At 65.8% G+C, this 26,440-nt stretch carries 19 protein-coding genes, 2 rRNA genes and 1 pseudogene; 16 read left to right on the forward strand and 6 right to left on the reverse strand.

Translation table 11 applies throughout. The features are described from left to right. Nucleotides 1-75 precede the first annotated feature (75 nt). Together INQ43_RS01005 and rrf are read left to right on the forward strand one after the other, a co-directional pair. Nucleotides 76-2,956, forward strand: a 23S ribosomal RNA gene (locus tag INQ43_RS01005). 118 nt (nucleotides 2,957-3,074) lie between these two features. After that, nucleotides 3,075-3,189: ribosomal RNA gene (gene rrf, locus INQ43_RS01010) — 5S ribosomal RNA — on the forward strand. A gap of 151 nt (nucleotides 3,190-3,340) precedes the next feature. Here rrf and INQ43_RS01015 read toward each other — a convergent pair. From INQ43_RS01015 to INQ43_RS01025, 3 genes are all read right to left on the reverse strand, one after another. Further along, a complete protein-coding gene (locus INQ43_RS01015) occupies nucleotides 3,341-3,736 on the reverse strand; it encodes an MAPEG family protein (protein ID WP_194034753.1) in 396 nt (131 codons plus the stop codon). A 145-nt stretch (nucleotides 3,737-3,881) separates the two neighbouring features. After that, on the reverse strand, nucleotides 3,882-5,594 hold the full coding sequence (locus INQ43_RS01020; protein ID WP_194036829.1) for a M28 family metallopeptidase: 1,713 nt from the start codon (nucleotides 5,592-5,594) through the stop codon (nucleotides 3,882-3,884). A gap of 91 nt (nucleotides 5,595-5,685) precedes the next feature. Then, the gene (locus tag INQ43_RS01025) at nucleotides 5,686-6,372 is read right to left on the reverse strand and encodes a hypothetical protein (protein WP_194036830.1); all 687 of its coding nucleotides are present in this window, start codon (nucleotides 6,370-6,372) and stop codon (nucleotides 5,686-5,688) included. A 145-nt stretch (nucleotides 6,373-6,517) separates the two neighbouring features. Between INQ43_RS01025 and gpmI the strand changes: the two genes are divergently transcribed. The 3 genes from gpmI (at nucleotide 6,518) to INQ43_RS01040 (ending at nucleotide 10,822) form a co-directional block, all read left to right on the forward strand. Next, nucleotides 6,518-8,071, forward strand: coding sequence for a 2,3-bisphosphoglycerate-independent phosphoglycerate mutase (gpmI, locus tag INQ43_RS01030; RefSeq protein WP_194036831.1), 1,554 nt, complete (start codon nucleotides 6,518-6,520; stop codon nucleotides 8,069-8,071). After that, a complete protein-coding gene (locus INQ43_RS01035; protein WP_194034757.1) occupies nucleotides 8,071-9,321 on the forward strand; it encodes a peptidoglycan DD-metalloendopeptidase family protein in 1,251 nt (416 codons plus the stop codon). Before gpmI ends, INQ43_RS01035 begins: the two co-directional genes overlap by 1 nt. A 109-nt stretch (nucleotides 9,322-9,430) precedes the next feature. After that, a complete protein-coding gene (locus INQ43_RS01040; protein WP_194034758.1) occupies nucleotides 9,431-10,822 on the forward strand; it encodes a S41 family peptidase in 1,392 nt (463 codons plus the stop codon). On the opposite strand, the gene INQ43_RS01045 is transcribed toward INQ43_RS01040, so the two are convergent. Continuing rightward, entirely contained in the window at nucleotides 10,816-11,508 is a 693-nt protein-coding gene (locus INQ43_RS01045; protein WP_194034759.1) for a rhomboid family intramembrane serine protease, read from the reverse strand. The two genes, INQ43_RS01040 and INQ43_RS01045, sit on opposite strands and share 7 nt — an antisense overlap. A 229-nt stretch (nucleotides 11,509-11,737) precedes the next feature. Between INQ43_RS01045 and INQ43_RS01050 the strand changes: the two genes are divergently transcribed. Both INQ43_RS01050 and INQ43_RS01055 read left to right on the forward strand, forming a co-directional pair. After that, on the forward strand, nucleotides 11,738-13,096 hold the full coding sequence (locus INQ43_RS01050) for an outer membrane protein transport protein (protein ID WP_194036832.1): 1,359 nt from the start codon (nucleotides 11,738-11,740) through the stop codon (nucleotides 13,094-13,096). A gap of 143 nt (nucleotides 13,097-13,239) precedes the next feature. Beyond that, the gene (locus tag INQ43_RS01055) at nucleotides 13,240-14,073 is read left to right on the forward strand and encodes a hypothetical protein (protein ID WP_194036833.1); all 834 of its coding nucleotides are present in this window, start codon (nucleotides 13,240-13,242) and stop codon (nucleotides 14,071-14,073) included. 127 nt (nucleotides 14,074-14,200) lie between these two features. Here INQ43_RS01055 and rho read toward each other — a convergent pair whose 3' ends face one another. Both rho and trxA read right to left on the reverse strand, forming a co-directional pair. Continuing rightward, nucleotides 14,201-16,090 (reverse strand): transcription termination factor Rho, encoded by a 1,890-nt coding sequence (rho, locus tag INQ43_RS01060; RefSeq protein ID WP_194036834.1) that lies wholly within the window; start codon nucleotides 16,088-16,090, stop codon nucleotides 14,201-14,203. Nucleotides 16,091-16,345: 255 nt separating this feature from the next. Next, entirely contained in the window at nucleotides 16,346-16,672 is a 327-nt protein-coding gene (gene trxA, locus INQ43_RS01065; RefSeq protein WP_193985436.1) for a thioredoxin, read from the reverse strand. Between the two features lie 258 nt (nucleotides 16,673-16,930). Here trxA and rhlB point away from each other — a divergent pair. The 9 genes and pseudogenes from rhlB to rpoH form a co-directional block, all read left to right on the forward strand. After that, a pseudogene (gene rhlB, locus INQ43_RS01070) lies at nucleotides 16,931-18,616 on the forward strand (ATP-dependent RNA helicase RhlB); the annotation flags it as partial. Nucleotides 18,617-18,981: 365 nt separating this feature from the next. After that, entirely contained in the window at nucleotides 18,982-19,668 is a 687-nt protein-coding gene (gene ftsE / locus INQ43_RS01075; RefSeq protein WP_194034764.1) for a cell division ATP-binding protein FtsE, read from the forward strand. A 20-nt stretch (nucleotides 19,669-19,688) separates the two neighbouring features. Next, entirely contained in the window at nucleotides 19,689-20,612 is a 924-nt protein-coding gene (ftsX, locus tag INQ43_RS01080; RefSeq protein ID WP_194037505.1) for a permease-like cell division protein FtsX, read from the forward strand. Further along, entirely contained in the window at nucleotides 20,609-21,451 is an 843-nt protein-coding gene (locus tag INQ43_RS01085) for a response regulator (RefSeq protein WP_194036836.1), read from the forward strand. The genes ftsX and INQ43_RS01085 overlap by 4 nt, the downstream gene beginning before the upstream one ends. Before the next feature lie 63 nt (nucleotides 21,452-21,514). Continuing rightward, complete coding sequence (locus INQ43_RS01090; RefSeq protein ID WP_194036837.1) at nucleotides 21,515-22,363, forward strand: N-formylglutamate amidohydrolase; 849 nt, start codon at nucleotides 21,515-21,517, stop codon at nucleotides 22,361-22,363. 32 nt (nucleotides 22,364-22,395) lie between these two features. Continuing rightward, nucleotides 22,396-23,568, forward strand: a complete 1,173-nt coding sequence (locus INQ43_RS01095; RefSeq protein WP_194034768.1) for a tyrosine/phenylalanine carboxypeptidase domain-containing protein — start codon at nucleotides 22,396-22,398, stop codon at nucleotides 23,566-23,568. Then, a complete protein-coding gene (locus INQ43_RS01100; RefSeq protein WP_228062570.1) occupies nucleotides 23,565-24,632 on the forward strand; it encodes a hypothetical protein in 1,068 nt (355 codons plus the stop codon). The genes INQ43_RS01095 and INQ43_RS01100 overlap by 4 nt, the downstream gene beginning before the upstream one ends. A 12-nt stretch (nucleotides 24,633-24,644) precedes the next feature. Further along, entirely contained in the window at nucleotides 24,645-25,367 is a 723-nt protein-coding gene (gene ung / locus INQ43_RS01105) for a uracil-DNA glycosylase (protein ID WP_194036839.1), read from the forward strand. A gap of 105 nt (nucleotides 25,368-25,472) precedes the next feature. Beyond that, nucleotides 25,473-26,351: an RNA polymerase sigma factor RpoH gene (rpoH, locus tag INQ43_RS01110; RefSeq protein ID WP_193985451.1), complete on the forward strand. Its 879-nt coding sequence runs from the start codon at nucleotides 25,473-25,475 to the stop codon at nucleotides 26,349-26,351. Nucleotides 26,352-26,440 lie beyond the last annotated feature (89 nt).

The following is a 26,440-nucleotide window of genomic DNA, read 5'->3' on the forward strand; positions in this document are numbered from 1 at the left end:
ACTTGATCCCCTAATATTTGAAGTGAGACGTTGTGTTCGCGCAACGTATGACTCTGAGGCGACTTGGGGTTATATGGTCAAGCGAATAAGCGCACACGGTGGATGCCTTGGCGGTCAGAGGCGATGAAGGACGTGACAGCCTGCGAAAAGCACGGGGGAGCTGGCAATAAGCATTGATCCCGTGATGTCCGAATGGGGAAACCCACTGCGCAAGCAGTATTGCATGGTGAATACATAGCCATGCAAGGCGAACCCGGTGAACTGAAATATCTAAGTAACCGGAGGAAAAGAAATCAACCGAGATTCCCTGAGTAGTGACGAGCGAACGGGGAACAGCCCTTAAGTTGATTGAGTTTTAGCAGAACAGCCTGGAAAGGTTGGCCATAGACGGTGACAGCCCGGTACGCGAAAAGGCTCTTTCAATGAAAACGAGTAGGGCGGGGCACGAGAAACCCTGTCTGAACATGGGGGGACCATCCTCCAAGGCTAAATACTACTGACCGACCGATAGTGAACCAGTACCGTGAGGGAAAGGCGAAAAGAACCCTGGTGAAGGGAGTGAAATAGACCCTGAAACCGTGTGCGTACAAGCAGTAGGAGCTCCTTCGTGGAGTGACTGCGTACCTTTTGTATAATGGGTCAGCGACTTACAGTTCGTGGCAAGCTTAACCGTATAGGGGAGGCGAAGGGAAACCGAGTCTGAATAGGGCGCATAGTCGCGGGCTGTAGACCCGAAACCGGGTGATCTAGTCATGCCCAGGGTGAAGGTACCGTAACAGGTACTGGAGGCCCGAACCCACTCCCGTTGCAAAGGTAGGGGATGAGGTGTGATTAGGAGTGAAAAGCTAATCGAACCCGGAGATAGCTGGTTCTCCTCGAAAGCTATTTAGGTAGCGCCTCGGACGAATACTGCTGGGGGTAGAGCACTGTTATGGCTAGGGGGTCATTGCGACTTACCAACCCATGGCAAACTCCGAATACCAGCACGTACTATCCGGGAGACACACGGCGGGTGCTAACGTCCGTCGTGAAAAGGGAAACAACCCAGACCCACAGCTAAGGTCCCCAATCAGTGCTGAGTGGAAAACGATGTGGAAAGGCACAGACAGCCAGGAGGTTGGCTTAGAAGCAGCCATCCTTTAAAGAAAGCGTAATAGCTCACTGGTCGAGTCGGTCTGCGCGGAAGATTTAACGGGGCTAAGCATTGAACCGAAGCTTGGGGTGCATACTTTGTATGCGCGGTAGAGGAGCGTTCCGTAAGCCGTTGAAGGTGGATTGAGAAGTCTGCTGGAGGTATCGGAAGTGCGAATGCTGACATGAGTAACGATAATGCGGGTGAAAAACCCGCACGCCGAAAGCCCAAGGTTTCCTTGCGCAATGTTAATCAACGCAGGGTGAGTCGGCCCCTAAGGCGAGGCAGAAATGCGTAGTCGATGGGAAGCAGGTTAATATTCCTGCACCTCGCGTAAGTGCGATGGAGGGACGGAGAAGGTTAGGTATACCGGGCGTTGGTTGTCCCGGGGAAAGCAGGTAGGCGGATCCCTTAGGCAAATCCGGGGGGTCATCAACGCCGAGCAGCGAGACCAGTCCATTAGGACGAAGTTACCGATACCACGCTTCCAGGAAAAGCTCCTAAGCTTCAGCTTACGCAGACCGTACCGTAAACCGACACAGGTGGGCAGGATGAGAATTCTCAGGCGCTTGAGAGAACTCGGGTGAAGGAACTAGGCAACATGGCACCGTAACTTCGGGAGAAGGTGCACCCCTGATGGTGGCTCATGCGAGCTATAGCTGTCGGGGGTCGCAGTAACCAGGCCGCTGCGACTGTTTATCAAAAACACAGCACTCTGCAAACACGAAAGTGGACGTATAGGGTGTGACGCCTGCCCGGTGCTGGAAGGTTAATTGATGGGGTCAGCCGCAAGGCGAAGCTCTTGATCGAAGCCCCAGTAAACGGCGGCCGTAACTATAACGGTCCTAAGGTAGCGAAATTCCTTGTCGGGTAAGTTCCGACCTGCACGAATGGCGTAACGATGGCGGCGCTGTCTCCACCCGAGACTCAGTGAAATTGAAATCGCTGTGAAGATGCAGCGTTCCCGTGGCAAGACGGAAAGACCCCGTGAACCTTTACTATAGCTTTACACTGAACGTTGAGTTCGTCTGTGTAGGATAGGTGGGAGGCTGTGAAACCAGGACGCTAGTTCTGGTGGAGCCAACCTTGAAATACCACCCTGACGTGCTTGACGTTCTAACCTAGGTCCGTTATCCGGATCGGGGACCGTGTATGGTGGGTAGTTTGACTGGGGCGGTCTCCTCCTAAAGTGTAACGGAGGAGCTCGAAGGTACGCTCAGCGCGGTCGGACATCGCGCACTGTGTGCAAAGGCATAAGCGTGCTTGACTGCAAGATCGACGGATCAAGCAGGTAGGAAACTAGGACTTAGTGATCCGGTGGTTCTGTATGGAAGGGCCATCGCTCAACGGATAAAAGGTACTCCGGGGATAACAGGCTGATACCGCCCAAGAGTTCATATCGACGGCGGTGTTTGGCACCTCGATGTCGGCTCATCACATCCTGGGGCTGTAGTCGGTCCCAAGGGTATGGCTGTTCGCCATTTAAAGTGGTACGCGAGCTGGGTTCAGAACGTCGTGAGACAGTTCGGTCCCTATCTGCCATGGGCGTTGGAGATTTGAGAGGGGCTGCTCCTAGTACGAGAGGACCGGAGTGGACGAACCTCTGGTGTTCCGGTTGTCACGCCAGTGGCATTGCCGGGTAGCTATGTTCGGAAGCGATAACCGCTGAAAGCATCTAAGCGGGAAGCGCGCCTCAAGATGAGATCTCCCGGGAGCTTGACTCCCCTGAAGGAACCATCAAGACCAGGTGGTTGATAGGCAGGGTGTGTAAGTGCAGCAATGTATTGAGCTAACCTGTACTAATGATCCGTGTGGCTTGACCATATAACCTCAAGTGGCCTTGGACTCGACGACGCGTCGACGACATTCCAGACCAGAACAATCACTCGCTACGTCCCACCCTCTGCAAGCTGGCGCACCCGTGCGCTGCTTCACCCCCTTGCCCAGTGACAATAGCTGTGTGGCACCACCCGATCCCATCCCGAACTCGGAAGTGAAACGCACACGCGCCGATGGTAGTGTGGCTTAAGCCATGCAAGAGTAGGTCATCGCTGGGCATTTACACCAAACGCCGGATCCTGCAAGGGTCCGGCGTTTTTCTTTGTGCCCCAAACGGGCGAAACACCTGACGGGTCTTCTGCAAGCACACGCCGGGAGTCTTATGGCGAAGTTGCATTGATTCAAACAGGGGATCAGGCAAACAGTAGATCAGGCGTTCACCGCAGCTTGCACGAGCAGCACGATTACACAGACCAGCCCGGTGAACCAGACAGCGGTGCGCAGACTCGCTTTGTCGGTGACGTAGAAGATTCCGTGAAGAATCCTCGCAACGACAAAGATGAGCGCCAGCAGCGCGATTCGCGGATGTTCAACTCCGGCGAGCTGGGCAAGAATCACTGCCGCCGCAAATGCGGGGAAAGCTTCAAACGCATTCATTTGTGCCGCATTGGCACGCGAGCTGCGCGGATTATCCTGCCGGGCCAGCCACGCGCGGGGGTCGTTGTTGTCGAATCTTCCCCTGCCGGAAAGTTTGGCAACCACCGTCCAGACATAGGGCAGGATCGCTACAACGAGTACGCACCAATAGGCGGTGGAAAGGGTCATCGGCAGGTCTCTGGGGATGCTGGTGGCCAGCGTGGGTTTCAGACTATCGGAAATGACAACGGCACCGTGAGGCGCCGTTGTCATCGACTGATCTGGAGCGTTGCGACCGCGTGGGTGGTGCAGGGTTCTGCTATGCCGGACCCTCTTATCGAGCGTTCTTCTGCATCATGGCTTCACGCGCGGCGCCAAACGCATTGCCCTCGTACCAGTTGGGCCACTGGTCATTGCTCGCCAGGTCGCGGCCAACGCCATACAGCGCTTGCAGATCCTGGACCACGCCTTCCAGATTCCACGCCGGGTCGAACTCGTCGGCCGGCTGGTGGTAGCGGTTGAGCCCGTAATCCCGTGCGGCCGCCTTGCCCGCTTCCACGCCGCCATCGACCAGATCGTCGCCGCCGCTGGCATACAGCGCCGGCACACCCGCCTTGGCGAAGTTGAAGTGGTCGGAGCGGAAGTAGAAGCCGCTTTCCGGAGTCGCCTCGGCGGTCAGGGTCCGACCCTGGGCGTCGGCGTGCCGGCCGAGGATGTCCTCCAGCTCAGAACTGCCCTTGCCTACCACAGTCATGTCCCGCGAGGGTCCGGCGACCGACATCGCGTCGATATTGATGACAGCGACCGTCTTCTCCAGCGGGACGCTTGGATGGGCAACGTAGTACTTGGAGCCCAGCAGACCGGACTCCTCCAGGGTGACGGCCAGGAACAACACGGAGCGCTCTGGTGCAGGCTCCTGGGCGACGAAGGCCTGGGCAATGCCGAGAATGCCAGCCACCCCGGTGGCATTGTCGATCGCCCCGTTGTAGATCGTGTCCACTGCCGGGTCGGTGCCCTCCTCACGGTGGTCGCCCAGGTGGTCCCAGTGCGCCATGTAGACGATGGCCTCGTCTGGTCGGCTGCTCCCGGGGAGCAGGGCCATGACGTTTTTCGACGATTTCCTGGTCACCGTGCTGGTCAGGTCCACCGTCATCGACGCATCCAGCGGGATCGCCTTGAAGCCGGGCGTGTTCGCCGCGGTGTAGAGCGCTTCCAGATCCTGCCCGGTGTCGGCCAGCAGGCTGCGCGCGATGTCCGCGGTGATCCAGCCCTGCGCCGGCAGGCGCGGCTCGGGATCGTCGGCCGCAGCCAGGTCGAACTGCGGGCCGGACCAGGAGTTCTTGACCACGTCCCAGCCGTAGGAGGCGCCATCGCTGTCGTGGATGATCAGCGCCGCCGCGGCACCTTGGCGTGCGGCCTCTTCGTACTTGTAGGTCCAGCGGCCGTAATAGGTCATCCGCTTGCCTTCAAACAGCGCCGGATCGTCGGTATGGAAACCGGGGTCGTTGATGAACATGACCACGGTCTTGCCCTTTACGTCGACTCCCGCGTAGTCGTTCCAGCCAAGCTCGGGCGCGTTGACGCCGTAACCGACAAACACCAGATCGCTGTCGTTGATCTCCACCCGGGTTTCGCCGCTGCGGGTGCCGATCACCATGTCGCTGCCAAACGCCAGCTCACGTGCCTTGCCGGCGACCTGCAGTTCCAGCTTGGTGGACTCGTCAGCGGTGGTCTCCACCATTGGCACGTCCTGGAAGTAGCTCTCGCCGTTGCCCGGCTTCAGGCCCAGGCTGCGGAACTGCTCTTCCAGCCATGCGACGGTCTTCTCCTCACCGGCGCTGCCGGGCGCACGACCGCCGAATTCATCCGAGGACAACACCTTGACCCGCTCGGCGAAGTCCGCAGCAGAGATGGCGCCGGCATCGGCCTGGACGACCGTTTGCCCGGTGGTGGCGGGCGCTGGCGTGTCGTCGGCTTTGTTGCATGCCGCCAGGACCAGCGCGGCGGCGACCAGCGAGGTCGCTGGCAGGAGTGGGATACGGGACATGCGGACTCCGGATCGAACGGGACACCCGATACTATCAGCCCGGTTCCGGTGCATTCCCACGCCCATCACGGACCTCAATGTCCGTCGCGGCTTAGTCCTTCGGCGGCGGTTCGCTTCCCGACCAGGCCTTCGCAGTCGCCCCGGTCACCTTGCCGATGCGCGCACTCGCGTGGACGTACAGTTCCACCTCGCGCTCGAACACCATGGCACCTTCCACCTGCGCTGCCGGACCCACGACGACACGTGGCGCCTTGTTGCCCAGGCTGAACCACTGGAAGCCGGGCTTGTCGTAGTGGATACCGCCAATCACGTGCGAGTCGGCGCCCACGGTCAGGTCGCCGTTGACCATTTCTATCCCGCCTTCGACCCGCGTCCCGACCAGGCCGATCGCCCCGTTGACGGTACTGACGTTGCCCCCGACGTCGCTGCCGCGGTCAATGAAGATCTGTCCGTTCACCGTCGAGACCGAGCCAGTGCGGGTCTCGCGGCCGGCACGGATGGAGCCGTTGACGGTCGAGAGCTGGCCAGCGTGCACGCCATTGGCCAGCTTGATGCTGCCATTCACGGTCGCCACGTTGCCGACGTTCGCGTCGGCGCTGATATCCACATTTCCGTTTACGGTGTTGATGCTGCCCATGTGGGCGCCCGCTTCCACCTTGATACTGCCAGTGACCTTGCTGAGGTTGTCTTGCGCCGCCTGGGCAGGCAGAGGCGAGCCGTTGCCGACAGCGACGGACAGGCCAAGGGCGAGGACGATGGTCAAGGAACGGGATTGCATGGCGTTCTCCCAGAGGGGATGAAGGATTCTGAAAAGCGGGTGGTGCGGCAATGCCTGTGAACCCCGATGCGGCCGTGAGCAGGCCAGGCGCGGCGCAGTCCCTTCGCTACAATCGTCCACTGCCCATCGTAACCGGACCGAACCCGTGCCCGTAACCGCGCCCAACGCACTCCGCCCCGTCGTGCTGCTGATCCTGGATGGCTGGGGGCATCGGGAGGAGCGTGAAGACAACGCGCTGGCCCAGGCGCACCTGCCGCATTGGCATGCGTTGCTGGCCGATTCGCCGCACACGCTGATCCACACCGAGGGTCGGCACGTGGGCTTGCCCGATGGTCAGATGGGCAACTCCGAGGTGGGCCACATGAACCTGGGCGCCGGCCGGGTGGTGTACCAGGACCTGACCCGGATCGACGCCGCGATCGAGGATGGCAGCTTTTTCCGCAACGCCGAACTGCTGGCCGCCTGCGCCGCGGCGCGCGACAACGCGACCACGCTGCATTTGCTGGGCCTGCTGTCGCCGGGGGGCGTCCACAGCCACGAGGATCACCTGTTTGCAATGATCGACCTGGCCCGTCGTGAGGGCGTGGCTCGGGTGGCAGTGCACGCCTTTCTGGACGGGCGCGACATGCCGCCGCGCTCGGCCGGTCCAAGCCTCGCGAGGCTGCAGAACGCGTGCGACCAGGCGGGCAATGCGCGCATAGCGAGTGTCTCGGGCCGCTACTACGCAATGGACCGGGATCGCCGCTGGGACCGCATGCGCAAGGCGTGGGACGCGATCGTCGAAGGTCAGGCGACCCAGCATGCCGACGACGCCGAAGCGGCGCTCGCCGCAGCCTACGCGCGTGGCGAGAACGACGAGTTTGTCGAGCCGACCGTCATCGGGCCGCCATCGCCGATCATGGATGGCGATGCGGTGGTGTTCATGAACTACCGCGCCGACCGTGCACGGCAGCTGACGGCGGCATTCGTGGACCCGGATTTCGACGGCTTTCCGGTTCGCCGGCCCGCGCTGTCGCGTTTCGTCTGCCTGACCGAGTACGACGCCAGCCTGCCCGCGAAGGTGGCCTTCGGACCGGAGGAGCTGAACAACACGCTGGGCGAGGTGCTCGCCCATAACGGCCTGCGCCAGTTGCGCATCGCCGAGACCGAGAAGTACGCGCACGTCACCTTCTTCTTCAGCGGCGGCCGCGAGGCGCCCTACCCGGGCGAAAGCCGCATCCTGATTCCCAGCCCGGACGTGGCCACCTACGACCTGCAGCCGGAGATGAGCTGCCCCGAGGTGACCCGCGAATTGGTTGCCGCGATTCGTTCCGGCGAGATCGACGTGGCCATCTGCAATATCGCCAACCCGGACATGGTCGGCCACAGCGGCAAGCTGGAGGCGGCGATCAAGGCGGTGGAGGCGGTGGACGTGGCAATCGGGGCGATCGTGGCGGCGGTGCGCGAGGTCGGCGGGGCACTCCTGGTGACGGCTGATCACGGCAACGTGGAGATGATGCGCGACGCGGCCACCGGTCAGCCGCACACCTCGCACACCGTCGGGCCGGTTCCGCTGGTGTATGTCGGCGCGCGACCCGCGGGCCTGCGCTCGGGCGGCTCGCTGCGAGATATCGCTCCGACCCTGCTCGACCTGCTGGGCTTGCCACGACCGGCGGAGATGACCGGTCGCAGCCTGCTGACGGACGGGCGCGCGGACTGATGCGCAACGCGTGCGCGAGCACCACCTTCGCACTGGCGTTGGCGCTGCTGTGCCTGCTGCCGGCGCCGGGACATGCGCAGGATCGCAACGAGGCCGAGCGCAAACTGCAATCGGCGAAGAAGGAGCTGAAGGCGGTCGCCAGTGAACGCCGGGAAGTCGAAGCCCGGCGGGGCGCCGCGACGCGCGAGCTGCGCCAGGCCGACGAACGGGTCGCGGCCGCCAACCGCCGCCTGGTGGAAACCCGCCAGTCGCTGCAGGCGAGCAACCAACGGATGGAAGAACTGCAGACCCGGCGCGCCCACATGCAGGAGAAGCTGGCGGGCCGCCGGGACGAACTCGCTCGCCTGCTGCGCGCCGCGTACGCGCAGGGCGACGCCGCGCCGCTGAAGGTGCTGCTGGCCCAGGACCGGGTCGCCGATGCCAACCGGCTGCTCGCCTACCACCGCTATCTGCAGGCGGACCGTGCGGCCCGGATCAAGGAACTGGGCGATCAAATGGCCGGGCTGGATGAGGTGGAGCGCGAGATTGTCCAGCGGCGCGCCGAGCTGGACGCGCAGATCGCCCAGCAGGCGCAGCAGGTCGCCGAACTGGAAAAGGAGCGCAAGGATCGCGGCACCCTGGTCGCGACCCTGGACAAGACCTACAAGGATCGTCAGAGCCGCGAAAAGGCTCTGGGTCGCGATGTGCAGGGGCTGGAGCACGTGCTCAAGCAGCTGCGGGCCGCCGCCGCGCGCGCCGAAGCCCAACGCAAGGCCGCCGCGGCGAAGGCCGAACGCGAAGCCCGTGAAGCGCGCGAGCAGGCCAAACGGGCCGGCCAACCGGCGCCGCCCAGAGCGCCCACGCGACCGGTCGCCACCGCCAGCGGTCCCAGCGTGGGCGGCGCCGGATGGCCGCTGAGCGGCAGCCTCCTCGCCGGCTACGGCGGCAAGCTTCCCGACGGCCGCCCCAGCCAGGGCATGCTGATCGGAGCCAACGCCGGCACCTCGGTGCAGGCGGTAGCGGACGGCACCGTGGTGTATGCCGAATGGATGAGCGGCTTCGGCCTGATCCTGATCATCGACCACGGCAACGGTTACATGAGCCTGTACGCGCACAATGACGCGGTGTTGCGCGACGCCGGGGATGCGGTGCGCCGCGGCGACCCGGTATCCACCGTGGGCACATCGGGCGGCCACGGCCGGCCGGCCCTGTATTTCGAACTGCGGCGGAACGGCGATCCTGTCAACCCCGATGTCTGGCTGAAGCGCTGAGCGCGGCGGCTCGCCCCTTAACCGAATCCAGGCACCCACGGACTACCGTGTTCTCCATTGGCCAGTCGCATCGTTGCTAGCAACCAAGCGTTTTTTCCGGAGTTTGTTCATGTCCAAGCGCCACCTGAGTCCGCTCGTCCTTGCCATCGCCCTGGCGCTGTTCCATATCGCAGCCGCTGCTCCGGTTGGCGTGCCCCAGGATCCGGCACTTGAGCGGAGCCCGCCCGACACGGTTGCGCAACCGGCGACGAAGGACGCGCGCACCGACCAGAGCAGCGATTCCAAGGTGCCGCTGGATGAGATCCGCCGCTACGTCGCTGTGTACAAGGCGGTTAAGGCCGCCTACGTCGAGCCGGTGGATGACCACGAGCTGATGCAGTCCGCGATCCGCGGCCTGTTGCTGGACCTGGACCCGCACAGCGCCTATCTGGAAGGCGACGCGGCGGAGAATTTCAACGAGCAGTCGCGTGGCAATTACGAGGGTATCGGTGTCGAGATCCAGCGCCAGCCCGACGGCACCCTGCGCGTGATCGCACCGATCGACGACACGCCTGCCGCTCGCGCCGGCATCAAGTCCGGCGACCTGATCGTGGCCGTGGATGGCGCTCCGCTGACGCCTTCCGACGAGGCGGCCAGTTCCCTGCGCGGCGAGGCCGGCACCACCCTGGAGCTGACAGTCATCCGCGACGGTGAAACCGAGCCGCTGAGCATCAAGGTCGAACGCCAGGTGATCCGCATCGCCAGCGTGCGCACCCGGATGCTCGAGCCGGGATACGGCTATGTGCGGGTGAGCGCGTTCCAGGCCGACACCGCGGCGGAGTTCGAGCGCCAGCTCGAAGAGCTCAAGCAGCGGGCGGGCGGCAAACTGCGCGGCCTTGTGCTGGACCTGCGCAGCAATCCCGGCGGTCTGCTGACTGCCGCGGTACAGATTGCCGACTCGCTGCTGGACGAGGGCACGATCGTCAGCACCCGGGGCCGGATCGCCATCAGTGATGCGGTGTTCGGCGCCACTCCGGGCGACCGCCTGGGCGGCGCCCCTGTGGTGGTCCTGGTGGATGCGGGCTCTGCCAGCGCATCGGAGGTATTGGCCGGCGCGCTGGCCGACAACCGCCGCGCGCTGGTGATGGGCAGCCGCACCTTCGGCAAGGGCTCGGTGCAAACACTCCTGCCGCTGGACAACGGCGACTCGGTCAAGCTCACCACCGCCCGGTATTACACGCCCAGCGGCAAGTCGATCCAGGCGCTGGGCATCGTTCCCGACATTCTGCTGAAACCGGATGTGGACGCAGGCGACGGCGGCCGCAAGGGCTACACAGAAGCCAGCCTGCCGGGTCACCTGGGCGGCGAAGGAGAGGCCTCAGAGGAAGCGTTGGAAGGCGAGGTGCTCGAAGGCGACGGTTACATCGACCTGGCGCTGGCGGAGCTCAGGAAACTTCCCGCTGAGCCGGTGCCGAAGCCGGCGGCGAAGAGCGCCAAGGGCGCTAAAGTTCCCGCTCAGTAGCCGCGGCGGCGGCGCAGACGGCGGGCAATACCCGCCCTGGCAATCAACGCGAACGCACCGCCGAAGGCGAAGCCGGCGACGTGCGCCGACCACGCGACGGCGCCGAAGGCCGGACCGATATAGGTGAACACGATCTGCAGCAGTGCCCACACGCTGATCAGCAGGGGCGCTGGCATCTTCACGAACTGCAGGAACAGACCCAGCGGTACGACCACGCCCAGGCGTGCTCCCGGGAACAGCGCGAGATACGCGCCAATCAGCGCCGACACCGCTCCGCTGGCGCCGATGATCAGGCGGTCGGGGGTGGAAATCGCCAGCACTGCCGCCAGATTCGCCACCGCGCCCCCCAGCAGGAACAGCAGCATGAAACGCCACGGACCCATGGCCCGCTCCGCAGGCAGGCCGAAGATCAGCAGGAACACCAGGTTGCCCAGCAGGTGGGCCCAGTCGGCGTGCAGGAAGAGCGCGCTCACCAGACGAACGAGGTTGCCGTCGGCCAATGCCTCGCGCCACGCCAGTGGCGTGGTCAGCCCACCCGAAAGTGCTCCCCACTCCAGCAGCAACGCGTGCTGCTCGCTTGCCGGCAGCAGGGTGCCCCAGGTGAAGCACAGCCACAGACCCGCGAACAGCAACGGGGTGGCCCATCGCAGCGGAGGCTTCTGGCGTGAGGGAATGGCAATGAACACGGGCGGCTCCGGCACCGGGAGGCTGGATGATACGGGTCACCCGCCCGCACCCTCGGAGGTGAATGCGCGGCGGCGACATACCGTGACGTACGTCATTGTTAGCGTAAGGTTAATTGCCACGTTATAGTGCGGACGGCGCCGTATGGCGGCAACCCCGGCGCCTGCCGGAAACCGGCCCCCGCCGGCGGTCCAGGCGGGCGCGAAAACCATGGTTCTGGAGAGAAATCGCATGCAGCACGTACACAGCATCACCCGCCTTTCGGCACTGGTTATCGGCATCGCCGGGGCCCTGGCGATGGGTCACGCACACGGCGCCGCGTTCCAACTCAAGGAGAACAGTGCCAAGGGTCTGGGCCGCGCTTTCGCCGGTTCCACCAGCGCCGCCGGCGACGCGTCGGTCGTTGCGACCAACCCGGCCGCGATGCGCCAATTGGACGGCCGCCAGATCCAGGCCGACCTGAGCGCGATCAGCTTCTCGGCCGATTTTGACGGTAGTGGCCGTCACGTCGGTCCCACCGGACCGGGCACCGGGATGCCGGTTTCGGGTGGCAACGGCGGCGACGCGGGCATGATCGCTCCGGTTCCGGCGGCGTATTTCCATATGCCGATGGGCGAGAGCGCACACTTCGGTGTGTCGCTGACCGCACCTTTCGGCTTCAAGACCGACTACGACCGCAACTGGGTCGGTCGTTACCACGCCGTCACCACCGACCTGAAGGCTATCGATCTTGGGCTGTCGGCCTCCTACGACATCAACCCGTACCTGTCCTTCGGCGCGTCGGTGTTCGTTGAGCACCTGACGATCGAGTTGAGCAACGCAATCGACTTCGGCACTGCCATTTACGCCCAGGGCGGCGGCGCGGCGGGCTTTGCCCCGGGCAATGCCGACGGTTTCGTGACCATCGAAGGCGACAACAACGCCGTGGGTTACACCATCGGCGGCCTGTTCAGCCCGAGCGAGAACACCCATATTGCCCTGAGCTACCGCTCCAAGGTCAAGCACAAGATCACCGGCGGCGACGCCGACTTCACCGTGCCGGCCAATGCCGCGGCGTTCCTCTCGGTCTATGCACCCGGTCAGTATGTCGACACCAAGGGCCGCGCGGAGCTCACCCTGCCGGCATCCGCCACCCTCAGCGTCACCCACAACGTCAACGACCGCTGGTCGGTGATGGGCGACGTGTCGCGCACCGCGTGGAAGACCTCGTTTGACAGCGTGACGGTTGACTTTGATTCGGCCCAGGCCGACAACGTCCTCGCGTTCCGCTATGACGACACCACGTTCGTCTCGCTTGGCACCGAGTACCGTTTGAACGACACCGTGACCCTGCGTGGCGGTGTTGCCTACGACGAGACCCCGACCAGCGATGCGCACCGCGATGTCCGCGTGCCGGACGTGACCCGCAAGTGGCTGTCGCTGGGCGTGGGCTGGACCCCGTCGGAGCGGATGGAGTTCAACGTCGGCTACACGCACCTGTTCACCAAGGACCCGACCATCAACAGCGTCTCGGCTACCGCCAGTACCCTGTCCGGCAGCTATGACGTCGGTGGGGACATCCTTGCCGCGTCGATCAACTACAAGTTCTGATCGAGCTACCCGTTGGATGAAAACCCCGCTCCGGCGGGGTTTTTTTTCGCCATCCAGAAATCAGCATTCGATTGCCGACGCGTTGCCGGCAAGCTGGCCGCGCGCTAGGCTGATCACCCGGTTTCATGGACGAGAATAGGATTATGCGGATACCAGCGGCAGTGCTGGCCATCGCGATGATGTGCCTCGGTCCTGTGGCGGCGAAGGAAAAGCCGGCGCCTGTCTACGAACTGCAGGCGACGGGGACAATCGAGATTGGGGCCGATGGGAAGGTCGCCGACTACCATCTGGACAAGGGGCAGCCGGCGGCGATCGAAAACGCACTGGGCCGCAACATCGCCCAGTGGCGTTTCGAGCCCATCGTGGTGGACGGCAAGCCGGTGATTGCTAAAACCCGGATGCGGCTTTCCCTTGAGGCGCTGCCGACGCCGGGCGAGGACTACCAGTTGCGCGTGAGCGGGGTGTCGTTTGGCGAGCCCACCCGCGACCGCCACCATGTGGCTCCCCCACGATATCCGGAAGGGCTGGCGAGGGCCGGCATCGGAGCCAAGGCGGTACTGGTGTTGAAGCTGAACGCCGACGGCAGCGTGCAACAGGTCCATGCCCAGCAGGTCAGCCTGAGCCAGAATTCCGGTACCGACTCGCAGGCGGACCGTTGGCGCGACGTGTTTGCAAAGGCGAGCGTTGCCGCTGCCAGGAAATGGAAGTTCGACATCAGCGAGACCGTTGCCGGGGCGCCCATCGGAACCACGATCAAGGTACCCGTCGAGTACTTTTTGAACGGATCCGCCGCGCGGACGAAAGAACCTGGCGCCAACGAGTGGCGCCGTTACATCCCGGGCCCGGTGATCCGTGCGCCCTGGCTCGATGCGGCGCCCATCGCCGACCACGATGCAGATCAGCTCAAGGATGGCGAGGTGCGATCGCTCGCGTCCCGGTTCAAGTTGAGGGACGAGGTGGTCGGACGTCTTCTCTAGTCGGGCGCCTGAAGTCGCATCGGGAGGCGCAAGTTCCGGAGCTGCGCACCTGATGCCATTTGCTCACAGAATCCAATAAAAAACGCCCCGCAATGCGGGGCGTTTTTGTATCCGCGACGCGCCTGGATCAGCGCTTCATCGAGGAGAAGAACTCGTCATTGGACTTGGAGCTCTTCATCTTGTCGAGCAGGAACTCCATCGCGCCGATCTCGTCCATGCCGTGCAGCAGCTTGCGCAGAATCCAGATCTTCTGCAGCAGCTCGGGCTCGATCAGATAATCCTCGCGGCGGGTGCCGGAGCGGTTGATGTCGATCGCGGGGTACACGCGCTTCTCGGCGATGCGGCGGCTCAGGTGCACCTCGGAGTTGCCGGTGCCCTTGAACTCCTCGTAAATCACCTCGTCCATCTTGCTGCCGGTATCGACCAGCGCGGTGGCGATGATCGTCAGGCTGCCGCCTTCCTCGACGTTGCGCGCCGCGCCGAAGAACCGCTTCGGGCGGTGCAGGGCGTTGGCGTCGACGCCGCCGGACAGCACCTTGCCCGAGCTGGGCAGGACGTTGTTGTACGCACGGGCCAGACGGGTGATGGAGTCGAGCAGGATCACCACGTCCTTCTTGTGCTCGACCAGGCGCTTGGCCCGCTCGATCACCATCTCGGCGACCTGCACGTGGCGCGCCGCCGGCTCGTCGAAGGTCGAGGAGATGACCTCGCCGCGCACGGTGCGCTGCATCTCGGTAACTTCCTCGGGCCGCTCATCGATCAGCAGCACGATCATGTGCACGTCGGGATGGTTGTGGCTGATCGCGGTGGCGATCTGCTGCATCATCATCGTCTTGCCGGCCTTGGGCGGGCTGACGATCAGCGCGCGCTGGCCCTTGCCCTGCGGCGCCATCAGGTCGAGGATCCGGCCGGTGATGTCCTCGGTGGAACCGTCGCCGCGCTCCAGCTGGAACTTGCGGCGCGGGAACAGCGCCGTCAGGTTCTCGAACAGGACCTTGTTCTTGGACGCTTCCAGCGGCTCGCCGTTGATCGTGTCCACGATCGAGAGGGCGAAATAGCGCTCACCGTCCTTCGGGAACCGGATCCGGCCCGATAGATGGTCGCCGGTGCGCAGGTTGAAGCGGCGGATCTGGCTGGGCGAGATGTAGGTATCGTCGGGGCCGGCCAGATAAGAGGCTTCGGCGGCTCGCAGGAAACCGAACCCGTCGGGCAGGATCTCCAGCACGCCATCGGCGGCGACGCCCTCGCCGTGGCGCGTGAGCACCTTGAGCACGGCGAAGATGACGTCCTGCTTGCGGGCGCGGGCGACACCTTCGGAGATGTTCAGCTGCTCGGCGATTTCCAGCAACTTGTGCGCCGGCATGCGCTTGAGGTCGCCCAGCGAATAGGTGGGGAAGCCCTCGGGCACCTGCGGGTTGGAGCGAGGAATGAACGGCTCGTTGCCGCCGTCGTCGCTGGGCAGGCCATCGCGCGGGCCGCCCCTGCCACCGCCGCCGCCACCACCACCGCCGCGCTCGCGCTTGCTGCGGAACCGCTCGCGGCGGTTGTTGCTGCGGCCGCCGTCCTGGTCACGGTGCTGGCCGTCACGGGGCGGGCGCGGGTTGCCGTCGCCGCCGGAACCGCCGTTCTCCTGGCCCTTGCCGTGCTGCTCGCCGCTGTCCTGGCGGGCAGCATCGCCGCCGCCGGAGGCGTGTGCCGCAGCGGGGGCCGCATCCCTGGGCTTGCTGGCCGGCGTGGTGTCACCGCTTGGCGCCGCCGATTCCGGCTTCGCAGCGGGCTTGGGAGCCGGTTTGTCTGCCTGCGCCGCGGGGGCCGCGTCGGCCTTGGGTGCGGTCGGCGCGGACGCGGGAGCGGCCGGGGCCGCAGGCGCGGGTTTCGCGACCTCGGGCTTGGCGGCCGGCGCCACCGGCTTATCGCTCTGCGGCGAATCGGCCTTGGCGGCCGTGGTTTTGCTCACGCGCGTCTTGCGCACGCGCTTTTCGGCGATGTCGCCGGCGTCGGGGGTGTTTTCGGACAAGCGGGTATTCCTCGCTAAGCGGCGAGCGCCCGCGAAAGGCGGGCGAAGCGTCAGGGACGTTGGATTCGGTAAACAGGTGCGGCGGGGAACCGACTTCAGCAGGCCGTTATGGCTGGCAGGCGGAGGTCGTTCAGGCACCGGGTCCTGCGAAACTAGCACTGCCACGGGCCCGGCTGCAAGCCTTGCGGGCAAATGCCGCGGCTCATTGGTTCAGCTGCGGGCGGCCCCTGGCGGAGCCCGCCCGCGAAAAGGCGCTCAGAGCGCCTTGTCGATCATCTGCGCCAGCTGTCCCTTGCCGACCGCACCGATCTGCGTCTCCTGGATCTGGCCGTCCTTGAACAGCAGCAGCATCGGGATGGATCGCACGTGGTACTTGAGCGCGGTGGCCTGGTTGTGGTCGACGTTGATCTTGGCGATCTTGACCCGGCCGGCATAGGTCTCGGCCAACTCGTCCAGCGCCGGAGCGATCATCTTGCACGGGCCGCACCACTCCGCCCAGAAGTCGACCAGGACCGGCTCGGTGGATTGCAGCACGACGGATTCGAAGTCGGCGTCGCCGACCTGGATGGTTTTCTCGCTCACGGATGACTCCTGGGTGGGGTGGGTGCCGGCGCATGGGCGGCCGGGCTGGTGATGGCGTGTGATGGAAGCACGTCCGGCAAGCGTAGCGCGGCGTGCGCGACGCTGTTGTCAGCGTGCATGCGTTAAACTGGGGTGTTTGGCGGGCGCTATCAAGCCCGCACGCTGCGGTCAGGGATGAAACTGGCCGACCCCGGCAGTCTGCAAGCCAGCTGCCATCCACGCAAGCGCAGCTCCCTGCGCGCGATCTCCCGGACCCCTATGACCGACCGCCCGAGCGACAAGCCACTTACCGACATCACCTTTGACTCATTCGACCTGCATCCGCGCCTGCTCGCCGGACTGGAGCTGGCCGGATTCACCCGCTGCACCCCGATCCAGGCGATGAGCCTGCCCGTCGCGCTCAAGGGCGGGGACGTTGCCGGCCAGGCGCAGACCGGCACCGGCAAGACCCTGGCGTTCCTGGTCGCCACCATCAACCGCCTGCTGACCAAGCCGGCCCTTGCCGACCGCAAGCCCGGCGACCCGCGCGCGCTGATCCTTGCGCCGACCCGCGAGCTGGCGATCCAGATCCACAAAGATGCCGTCAAGCTGGGCCCCGAGGTCGGACTGACCTTCGCCCTGGTCTATGGCGGCGTGGATTACGACAAGCAGCGCGAACTGCTGCAGCAGGGCGTGGACGTGATCATCGCCACCCCGGGCCGGCTGATCGACTACGTCAAGCAGCACAAGGTGGTGAGCCTGCACGCCTGCGAGGTGTGCGTGCTGGACGAGGCCGACCGGATGTTCGACCTGGGCTTCATCAAGGACATCCGCTTCCTGCTGCGGCGGATGCCGGCCTGCACCGAGCGCCAGACCCTGCTGTTCTCGGCCACGCTCAGCCACCGCGTGCTGGAGCTGGCCTACGAGCACATGAACGAGCCGGAAAAGCTGGTGGTGGAGTCGGAATACATCACCGCCTCGCAGGTCCGCCAGCTGCTGTATTTTCCCGCCGACGAGGAGAAGATCCCGCTGCTGCTGGGCCTGCTGTCGCGCAGCGAAGGCGCGCGCACGATGGTGTTCGTCAACACCAAGGTGTGGGTCGAGCGCGTTGCGCGCGCGCTGGAGAAGGGCGGTTACCGGGTCGGCGTGCTCTCGGGCGACGTGCCGCAGAAGAAGCGCGAGTCGCTGCTGGCCAAGTTCCAGAAGGGCCAGCTCGAAGTCCTGGTCGCCACCGACGTGGCCGCGCGTGGCCTGCATATCGACGGCATCAAGTACGTCTACAACTACGACCTGCCCTTCGACGCCGAGGACTACGTCCACCGCATCGGCCGTACCGCACGGCTGGGCGAGGAGGGCGACGCGATCAGCTTCGCCTGTGAGCGCTACGCGATCGGCCTGCCGGATATCGAGGCCTACATCGAACAGAAGATCCCCAGCGCCCGCGTCGAGCCGGAGCTCCTGATACCGCTGCCGCGGCCGGTGCGTGAAAAGGTCGCCGGTGAGGAAGAGGAGAGTGTCGGCGCGATCTTCAAGGAAGCGCGCGAGGCGCGTGCGGCCGAGGAAGAGCGTCGTGGCGGCGGTCGCAGCCGCAGCGGCGAGGGCGGAGGGCGCGGAAGTGCCGGGCGTCGCGAAGGCGGCCCGGCGACGCCGCGACGTCCGCGCAGGGAGCATCCGCAGGGCAGCGGTGCGGCGCCGGCTCCAGCCGCTGGCGACAACGTCGCGGCCGCCGCTGCCACCGTGCCGGCACAGGCCGCTGCCGTCACCGCCGCTTCGAGCAGCGGGACGGCAGCGCCAGGCACCGAAGCGGGTGCCGGCACCGGCAGCGAACCTGCGCGTGCGCCGCGCAAGCGTCGCCGGCGTCGGGGTGGCCGCAAGATCGAGGGGCAGCCGGGCGAGGCTGGCCAGCAGGCGCAAGGATCGACCGGCCCGGCCAAGGCGCCGCGCGCGCAGTCGCAACCCTCGCAGCGATCAGACCGATCGCAGCCATCCGTCGCTGCTGCCACTGCCGCCCGGCCGGCTGGCTCGGCCCCGCCGGCACAGCCCAAGCCGGCAGTGCCCAACGGCGAGCGCAAGCTGCACCAGGTGCCGGCCAACAAGGCTGTACCGAGGCCGGGCGCCGCCGCAGGCAGTGCGCCCAAGCCGGGCCTGCTGGGTCGCATCGGAAAGCGCCTGAAGTCGCTGGTCGGCGGCGACTCCTGAGCCGGAACTGATCACCGGACTGCGCGCGGCGTTTGCACGCGCGTGCAGATCCGGGTGCGGACACCGCGCGGTGCTGGCCATCGCGGGGTGCGGCGTCGATACTTGCCAACGATGAACCGGATGGGGCCGCGATGAGCGTTCTGCGCTTCGACAATGTCAGCAAGCACTACGACGGCGGCCGCAAGGCGCTGGAGGATGTCAGCTTCGAGGTTGCCGCAGGCGAGATGCTGTTCCTCACCGGCCACTCCGGCGCCGGCAAGAGCACGCTGCTGAAACTGATCCATCTGGCCGAGCGGCCCACCCGCGGGACGGTGCTGTTTGGCGAGCGCAACCTGCAGCGCGTGCGCGGACGCAAGGTCGCGCTGCATCGTCGCGGCGTCGGCGTGGTCTTCCAGGACCACCGGCTGCTCGCCGATCGCAGCGTGGCCGACAACGTCGCCCTGCCGCTCCTGCTGCAGGGCCTGCGCCGGCAGGAAATCGTCAAGCGCGTGCGCGCCGTGCTCGACCGGGTGAGCCTGGGCGCCCGGGCGCAGGCGCTGCCCTCGCAACTGTCCGCCGGAGAGCAGCAGCGTGTCGGCATCGCGCGTGCCATCGTCGGCGAGCCGCCGCTGCTGGTGGCCGACGAGCCGACCGGCAACCTGGATCCGACCCTGTCGGCGGAAATCATGACTTTGTTCGAATCGCTGCCCGAGCGCGGCACCAGCGTGCTGGTCGCCAGTCACGACCTGGCCCTGGTCAAGCGGATGCGCAAGCGCGTGCTGGTGCTCAACCAGGGCCAGCTGGTGGACGACATCGATCCGGAGGACCTGGCCGAATGAGCACATCGATCGCCAGCCCGATGCCGGTGCGCCGCAGCGGCCCGGGCGCCTGGTTTGACCATCACGTCTACAGCCTGCTGGCCAGCCTCGGCCGGATGGCGCGCAAGCCATGGTCGACCGCGTTGACCATCGGCGTGATGGCGTTGGCCCTCGCCCTGCCGCTGGGGCTGTGGTCGGCCTTGGCCAACGTCGAGCGCTTCGCCGGTGACGTGCAGGAAGCCCGGCAGATCAGCGTTTTCCTCAAGACCGGTACCAGCGAGGCGGATGCCGGCGCGCTGGCCGAATCCCTGCGCTCGCGCGCCGACGTGGCGGCGCTGGACTGGCGCAGCCCCGATCAGGGCCTGACGGAGCTGCGTGGCGTGCCCGGCCTGGGCGAGACCATCGATGCACTGGACGCCAACCCGCTGCCGCACCTGCTGGTGATCACCCCGGCGCAGGACGAAGTCGCGCTGGCCGCGGCGCTGGCGCAGATGCCACAGACCGACCTGGTCCAGCACGACGCCGCCTGGCGCGAGCGACTGGACGGCTGGCTGCGCTTTGGCGGGCGGCTGGCGTTGGTGCTGGCGGCCATGCTCGGGCTGGGCGCGCTGCTGGTGGTCGGCAACACCGTGCGGCTGGACATTCAGCAGCGCACCGGCGAGATCGGCATCCTGCAACTGCTCGGCGCGACCGATGGCTTCATCCGCCGTCCATTCCTCTACCTCGGGCTGGGCTACGGATTGCTGGCCGGCGCGTTCGCCCTGGCAATGCTGACCGCCGCCGACGCCGCCCTGCGCCCCCCGCTGGCGGAACTGGCACGCAGCTACGGCAGCGACTTCGCCCTGCGCGGCTTCACGGCCCTCGAGGCCGGCGGAGTGCTGGTCTGCGCCGCGATCCTGGGTTGGCTCGGCGCGTGGCTGGTGACCGGTCACTACCTGCGCCAGACCCGGCCGACCGACACATGAGCGTCCCAGGCGCCCCGGCCGATGTGGACAAGCTGCGGCACATGGCGGGAACCGCGCCGCGGGTCATGGTGGTCGACGGCTCGCGGGTCGTGCGCCGCCTGATCGGCGATGTCCTGAGCCGCGAGTTGCCCGATGTCCGCGTGGTGCCTTGCGCGGGTATCGCCGAGGCGACCCGGGCGCTGGCCGAAGGTCCGGTGGACCTGGTCACCACCTCGCTCGCGCTGCCCGATGGCGACGGCATCGACCTGGCGCGCGCGGTCCGCGACGCGGCCGGGCAGAGCTACGTTCCGGTGATCGTGGTGTCCGGCGACGCCCAGTCGCACCTGGAATCGCGCCAGTTCACCGAGGACGTCACCGACTACTTCGACAAGTCGCTCGGTCACGCCGCGCTGGCGACTTTCATCCGCGGCTACGTGCAGCCCGAACCGGTACCCGGCGCCCGCGTCCTCTACGTCGAGGACAGCCGCGTGGTCGCGTTGGCGACCAAGCGAATGCTTGAGCGCCAGCAGCTGGAAGTGACCCATTTCACCGGGGTGGAGGAGGCGCTGGAGTATTTGGAGGCGCACCGCGGCCACGCCGATCCGGGCACCAACCTAGTGCTGACCGACGTCTACCTGAAAGGCGAGCTGGAGGGCAGCGACCTGCTTGACCGGATCCGCAACGACTTCGGCTACGGCAAGCGCCGGCTGCCGGTGCTGGTGATGACCGGCGATGCAAACGCCGACAACCAGAGCGCGCTGCTACGCGCGGGTGCGAACGACCTGGTGCTCAAGCCCATCGAGGAGCGCCTGCTGATCACCAAGACCCTGTTCCAGCTGCGGTTGGCGAAACTGGCCTGAGGCTTCGGCTGTGGTTCAGCGAAATCACGATCGACTCATGCCGGCGATGCAAAGATTTCCGGCATGCAGAAAGCCAATTCCGCACAGCCAAAATTCGTCCAGCGCGAACGCCTGACGACCCACCAATCACACCCGAACTGGGACATCCTCATCGGCGACGGCCCGGTGATTGCCACCGCGATCCATGACGGCCATGCGATGCGTCCCTCGCTGGAGCCGCACCTGGCCCTGGGCGCCGAGGACCGGCGGCGCGAAGAAGACCCGCTCACCGGCGTACTGACCTCGGTCGGCGACGTGCGCATCCGGGTGGACACCTCGCGCTTCCAGGTCGACCTCAACCGCCCGCGCGACAAGGCGGTGTCGAATGATCCGGCCGATACCTGGGGCCTGCAGGTCTGGCACGCGCCCTTGCCCGCGCACGAAATGCAACGTTCGCTGGCCGGCCACGATGAGTTCTACGCCACCGTGACCGAGCTGATCGACCGCATGCTGGAGCGCTGGGACGCGCTGCTGCTGATCGACATCCACAGCTACAACCACCGCCGCGACGGCGCCGACGCGCCGCCCGCGCCGCAGGCCGGCAATCCCGACATCGAGCTGGGCGTGACCACCCTGGACCCCGACCGCTGGGGCCACGTGGCCGACCGATTCGCCGAAGTGCTGCGCCAGCACCCGATCGCCGGGCGCGAGCCGGACGTGCGCGAGAACGTGCGCTTCCCCACCGGCGGGCATTTCCCCGAATGGGTGTATGCCACCTGGGGCGAACGGGTCTGCACCATCTCGCCGGAATACAAGAAGCACTACATGGACGAGTGGACCGGCCTGGCCGACATCGCCGTGTTGGAGCAGTGCCGCCGCGGCTTGGCCAAGGCCGTCGCCGCGGTGCGGCCGGAGTTCCTAGCATGCCGGTGAGCGCAGCAGCCAAGCGACCCGAGCCGGTCCCGATGCGACCCCTGCCGCCGATCGCCGCCCGGGTCGATGCCGCGCTGGCGCGTATGGACGGCGAGGTCGACTGGCTTCTGGCGCTGTCGCCGATCGGCAACGACGCGCTATGGGAGGCGTTCCAGGACAGCGGTCGCACGCAGATACCCCCGCTTCAGTACATCGATCTGGAAACCGACCTCGCCGCCGCGCGCGCGCGGCTGCAGGCGCTGCCGGTGCAGGACATCGAGTCGCCACTGCTGTCGGGCCTGCTGGCGGAGAAGCAACGCGAACTGGAGCGCCAGATCGAGCTGGTTCGGCTGCGCGGCACCGACGGTTTCATCAACGCCAGCCTGGACCTGTTCGGCGGCGTGGAGCCGCGGCTGCTGAAGCTGGCCAACCAGATCCTCGAGGAGGTCGAGCTGGGCGAGGGCCTGCAGGCGGATGCCGGCATCGACGAGGTCATGGCGGCGGTCGAGGACGAGCTGGCCTGGTATGCCGGACAGTCGTCCGATTTCCACGCCGACGTGGTGGTGGATACCGACCTCAACTCGCTGATGATGGTGTCCCACGGCACGTTCTACATCGACGGCAACCTGCGCATCCCGCGCGCGCGCATCCAGCCGCTGATCCAGCACGAGATCGGCACCCATGTGGTGACGCGACACAACGGTCGTCGCCAGCCCCTGAAGCAGCTGGAGGTCGGCCTGGCCCAGTACGACCCGCTGCAGGAAGGCCTGGGCGTGCTGGCCGAATACATGGCCGGCTACCTGCCCGCCGAGCGCCTGCGGGTGCTCGCCGCGCGCGTGGTCGCGACCGACATGGCGATCCACGGCGAAGGCGTGCCGGCGATCTTCGACCTGCTCCACAACACCCACGGCATGCCCACCGACGACGCCTTCGACGTCGCCGTGCGTGCGCTGCGTGGCGGTGGCCTGACCAAGGACGCGGTGTACCTGGGCGGGCTGCGCGACCTTCTCGATTACCTGCACGACGGCGGCGCCTTCGAGCCCCTTTTCATCGGCAAGTTCGCCCTGTCGCACCGCGTGGTGCTGGACCAGCTGGTCGAGGCGGGATGGGCGTGCGCGCCGGACCTGCTGCCGCGTTACACCACGTGGCCGGACGCCGAAGCGCGCCTGGTGCGTTGCCGCAAACTTCCCGTAAACCAGCTTTTCCAGAAGGAACCCGCCGCATGACTCCCCCGCTCAACCAGATCAAGCTCGGCTTCGTGGTCAACGACGTGGCTACCGAACAGAACAACTACACGACCATCCGCCTGGCCCGCACCGCGATCAATCGCGGCCACGAGGTCGCCCTGATCGGGCTGGGCAATTTCATCTACGACGCCAACGGCACCATCCGCGCGATCGCCCACGTGCCGCAGCACAAGCACTACGAAGACGACGACGCGCTGCTGGCCGACCTGCAGGGTCCGGATGCGCAGACCGAGCGCATCTCGGTGGAGGAGCTCGACGTCCTGCTGCTGCGCAGCGATCCGGCCGAGGAGCTCACCGACCGCCCGTGGGCCCCCAACAGCGGCCTGCTGTTCGCCCAGCTGGTCACCCTGCGCCACGTGATCGTGCTCAACGACCCGGCCCACCTCACCGATGCGTCCAACAAGACCTATTTCCAGCACTTTCCCGAAGAGGTCCGCCCGGTGACCTGCATCACCCTGGACGCCGACGAGGTCAAGGCCTTCATCGCAGCCCACGACGGCTACGGCGTGATCAAGCCGCTGCAGGGCTCCGGTGGCCAGAGCGTGTTCGTGGTGACGCCCGAGAGCGCCGGCAACCTCAACCAGATGATCGACGCGGTGACCCGCGACGGCTACGCGATCGTGCAGGAGTATCTGCCCAAGGCGGTCGACGGCGATCTGCGCCTGCTGACGCTCAACGGCCGGCCGCTGCAGGTTGACGGCCACTACGCCTGCTTCCGCCGCTTCAACGACAGCGGCGACGCGCGCAGCAACATCAGCGCCGGCGGCAAGATCGAGATGGCCGTGCCGGACGCCGATGCCCTGCGCCTGGCCGAGATCGTCGGCCCCAAGCTGATGCGCGATGGCATGTACCTGGCCGGCCTGGACATCGTCGGCGACAAGATGATGGAAGTGAACGTGGACACCCCCGGCGGCATCAACATGGCCGAGGAACTGACCGGCGCGGACTTCAGCGGCTTTATCATCGAGGATCTCGAACGCAAGGTCCGGCTGCGCGACCAGTACAAGCGCACCCTGACCAACACCGAACTGGCGATGATGTAACTCACCCAAGGCATGGAAAAGGACAATCCGATCCGGCTGGAGACCTCGTGGCGCGAGCGCGTCGGCGAGTACCTGTCGCGCGAGGACATGCAGGCGCTGGCGGCCTTCCTGCGTGAGCGGCAGGACGCGGGGGCACGGATCCATCCGCCGCCGCGGGAGATGTTCGCCGGCTTCGATGCCACGCCGTTCGACGACGTCCGCGTGGTCATTCTCGGCCAGGATCCGTACCACGGTCCCGACCAGGCCCATGGCCTGAGCTTCTCCGTCCGCCCGGGCGTGGCGGTGCCGCCCTCGCTGCGCAACATCTACAAGGAGCTGGAGCGTGACCTGGGCTTGGCGATGCCGGCCCACGGCTGCCTGTTGCCGTGGGCGAAGCGCGGCGTTCTGCTGCTCAACGCGGTATTGAGTGTGGAGGAGGCGAGCGCCGGTGCGCATGTGGGCAAGGGCTGGGAGGGCTTTACTGATCACGTCGTTGCCACGCTGGACCGCGAGCGCGACGGCCTGGTGTTCCTGCTGTGGGGTGCCTACGCGCAGAAGAAGGGTGCGATCATCGACCGTCAGCGGCACAAGATCCTGCGCGCACCGCATCCCTCGCCGCTGTCGGCCCATCGTGGATTCATCGGCTGCGGCCACTTCTCGGCAGCCAACGAGTACCTGGTCCGCCGCGGCGGGGCGCCGATCGACTGGTCGCTGCCCGACGTCGTGTCATTCGGTGCATCCGAACGCGGGGATTAAACGTATAAAGCTGTATCAAGCAGCCGCTCACCGTCCTGCCAGCAGGATGCTGCGAACTTAACGGCGGTTTAGTTGTCCTACCTTGCAACTGCTAAAATAGGCGCCATGACCCAGATGACCACTGCCAACGCACTTATTCCCAACAGCCTGCCGGTTCCCAGCGCGCTGGGATCGCTTGATGCCTATATCGGGGCGGTCTACCGCATCCCGGTGCTCAGCGTGGAAGATGAGCAGGCTCTGGCACGCCGTTTTCTCGCCGAGGAAGACCTCAACGCCGCCCGCGAGCTGGTGCATTCTCACCTGCGCTTCGTGGTGCACGTGGCCCGCGGTTACAACGGTTACGGGCTGCCGCTGGGTGATCTGATCCAGGAAGGCAACATCGGCCTGATGAAGGCGGTCAAGCGTTTCGACCCCGACCAGGGCGTGCGCCTGGTCAGCTTCGCCGTGCACTGGATCCGTGCCGAGATGCACGAGTTCATCCTCAAGAACTGGCGGATCGTCAAGGTCGCCACGACCAAGGCGCAGCGCAAGCTGTTCTTCAACCTGCGCCGCAGCAAGAAGCGCCTGGGCTGGATGAACGCCGAAGAGGTCCGCGTGGTCGCCAACGACCTGAACGTCTCCGAGCGTGAGGTGCTGGAGATGGAGTCGCGCCTGTCCGGTCGCGATATCGGCTTCGACGCCCCCGAGGGCGATGACGACGATCGCGCGCCGCCGTCGCCGGTCGCCTACCTGCGCACGCACGACGAGGACCCCTCGCAGATCTACGAGCGCGAGAGCGTGGAAGACCATCAGGTTGGGCTGCTGCACGAAGGCCTGGCCAAGCTGGACGAGCGCTCACGCGACATCGTTGCCCGCCGCTGGCTCGGCAACGAGAACAAGGTCACGCTGCAGGAGTTGGCCAACGAATACGGCGTGTCGGCCGAGCGCATCCGCCAGATCGAGGCCAACGCGCTGAAGAAGATGCGGGTGCTGTTCGCCGCATAACGCGTCGCAGCCGTTTGCTTGCCCTATCGCCACGGCCCGGGAAACCGGGCCGTTCGCGTTGCATTCCACTGATTGGTGACAGACGCATG

The organism is Lysobacter sp. H23M47, from assembly GCF_015209765.1.
In the GTDB taxonomy this organism is placed as follows: Bacteria; Pseudomonadota; Gammaproteobacteria; order Xanthomonadales; family Xanthomonadaceae; genus Novilysobacter; species Novilysobacter avium.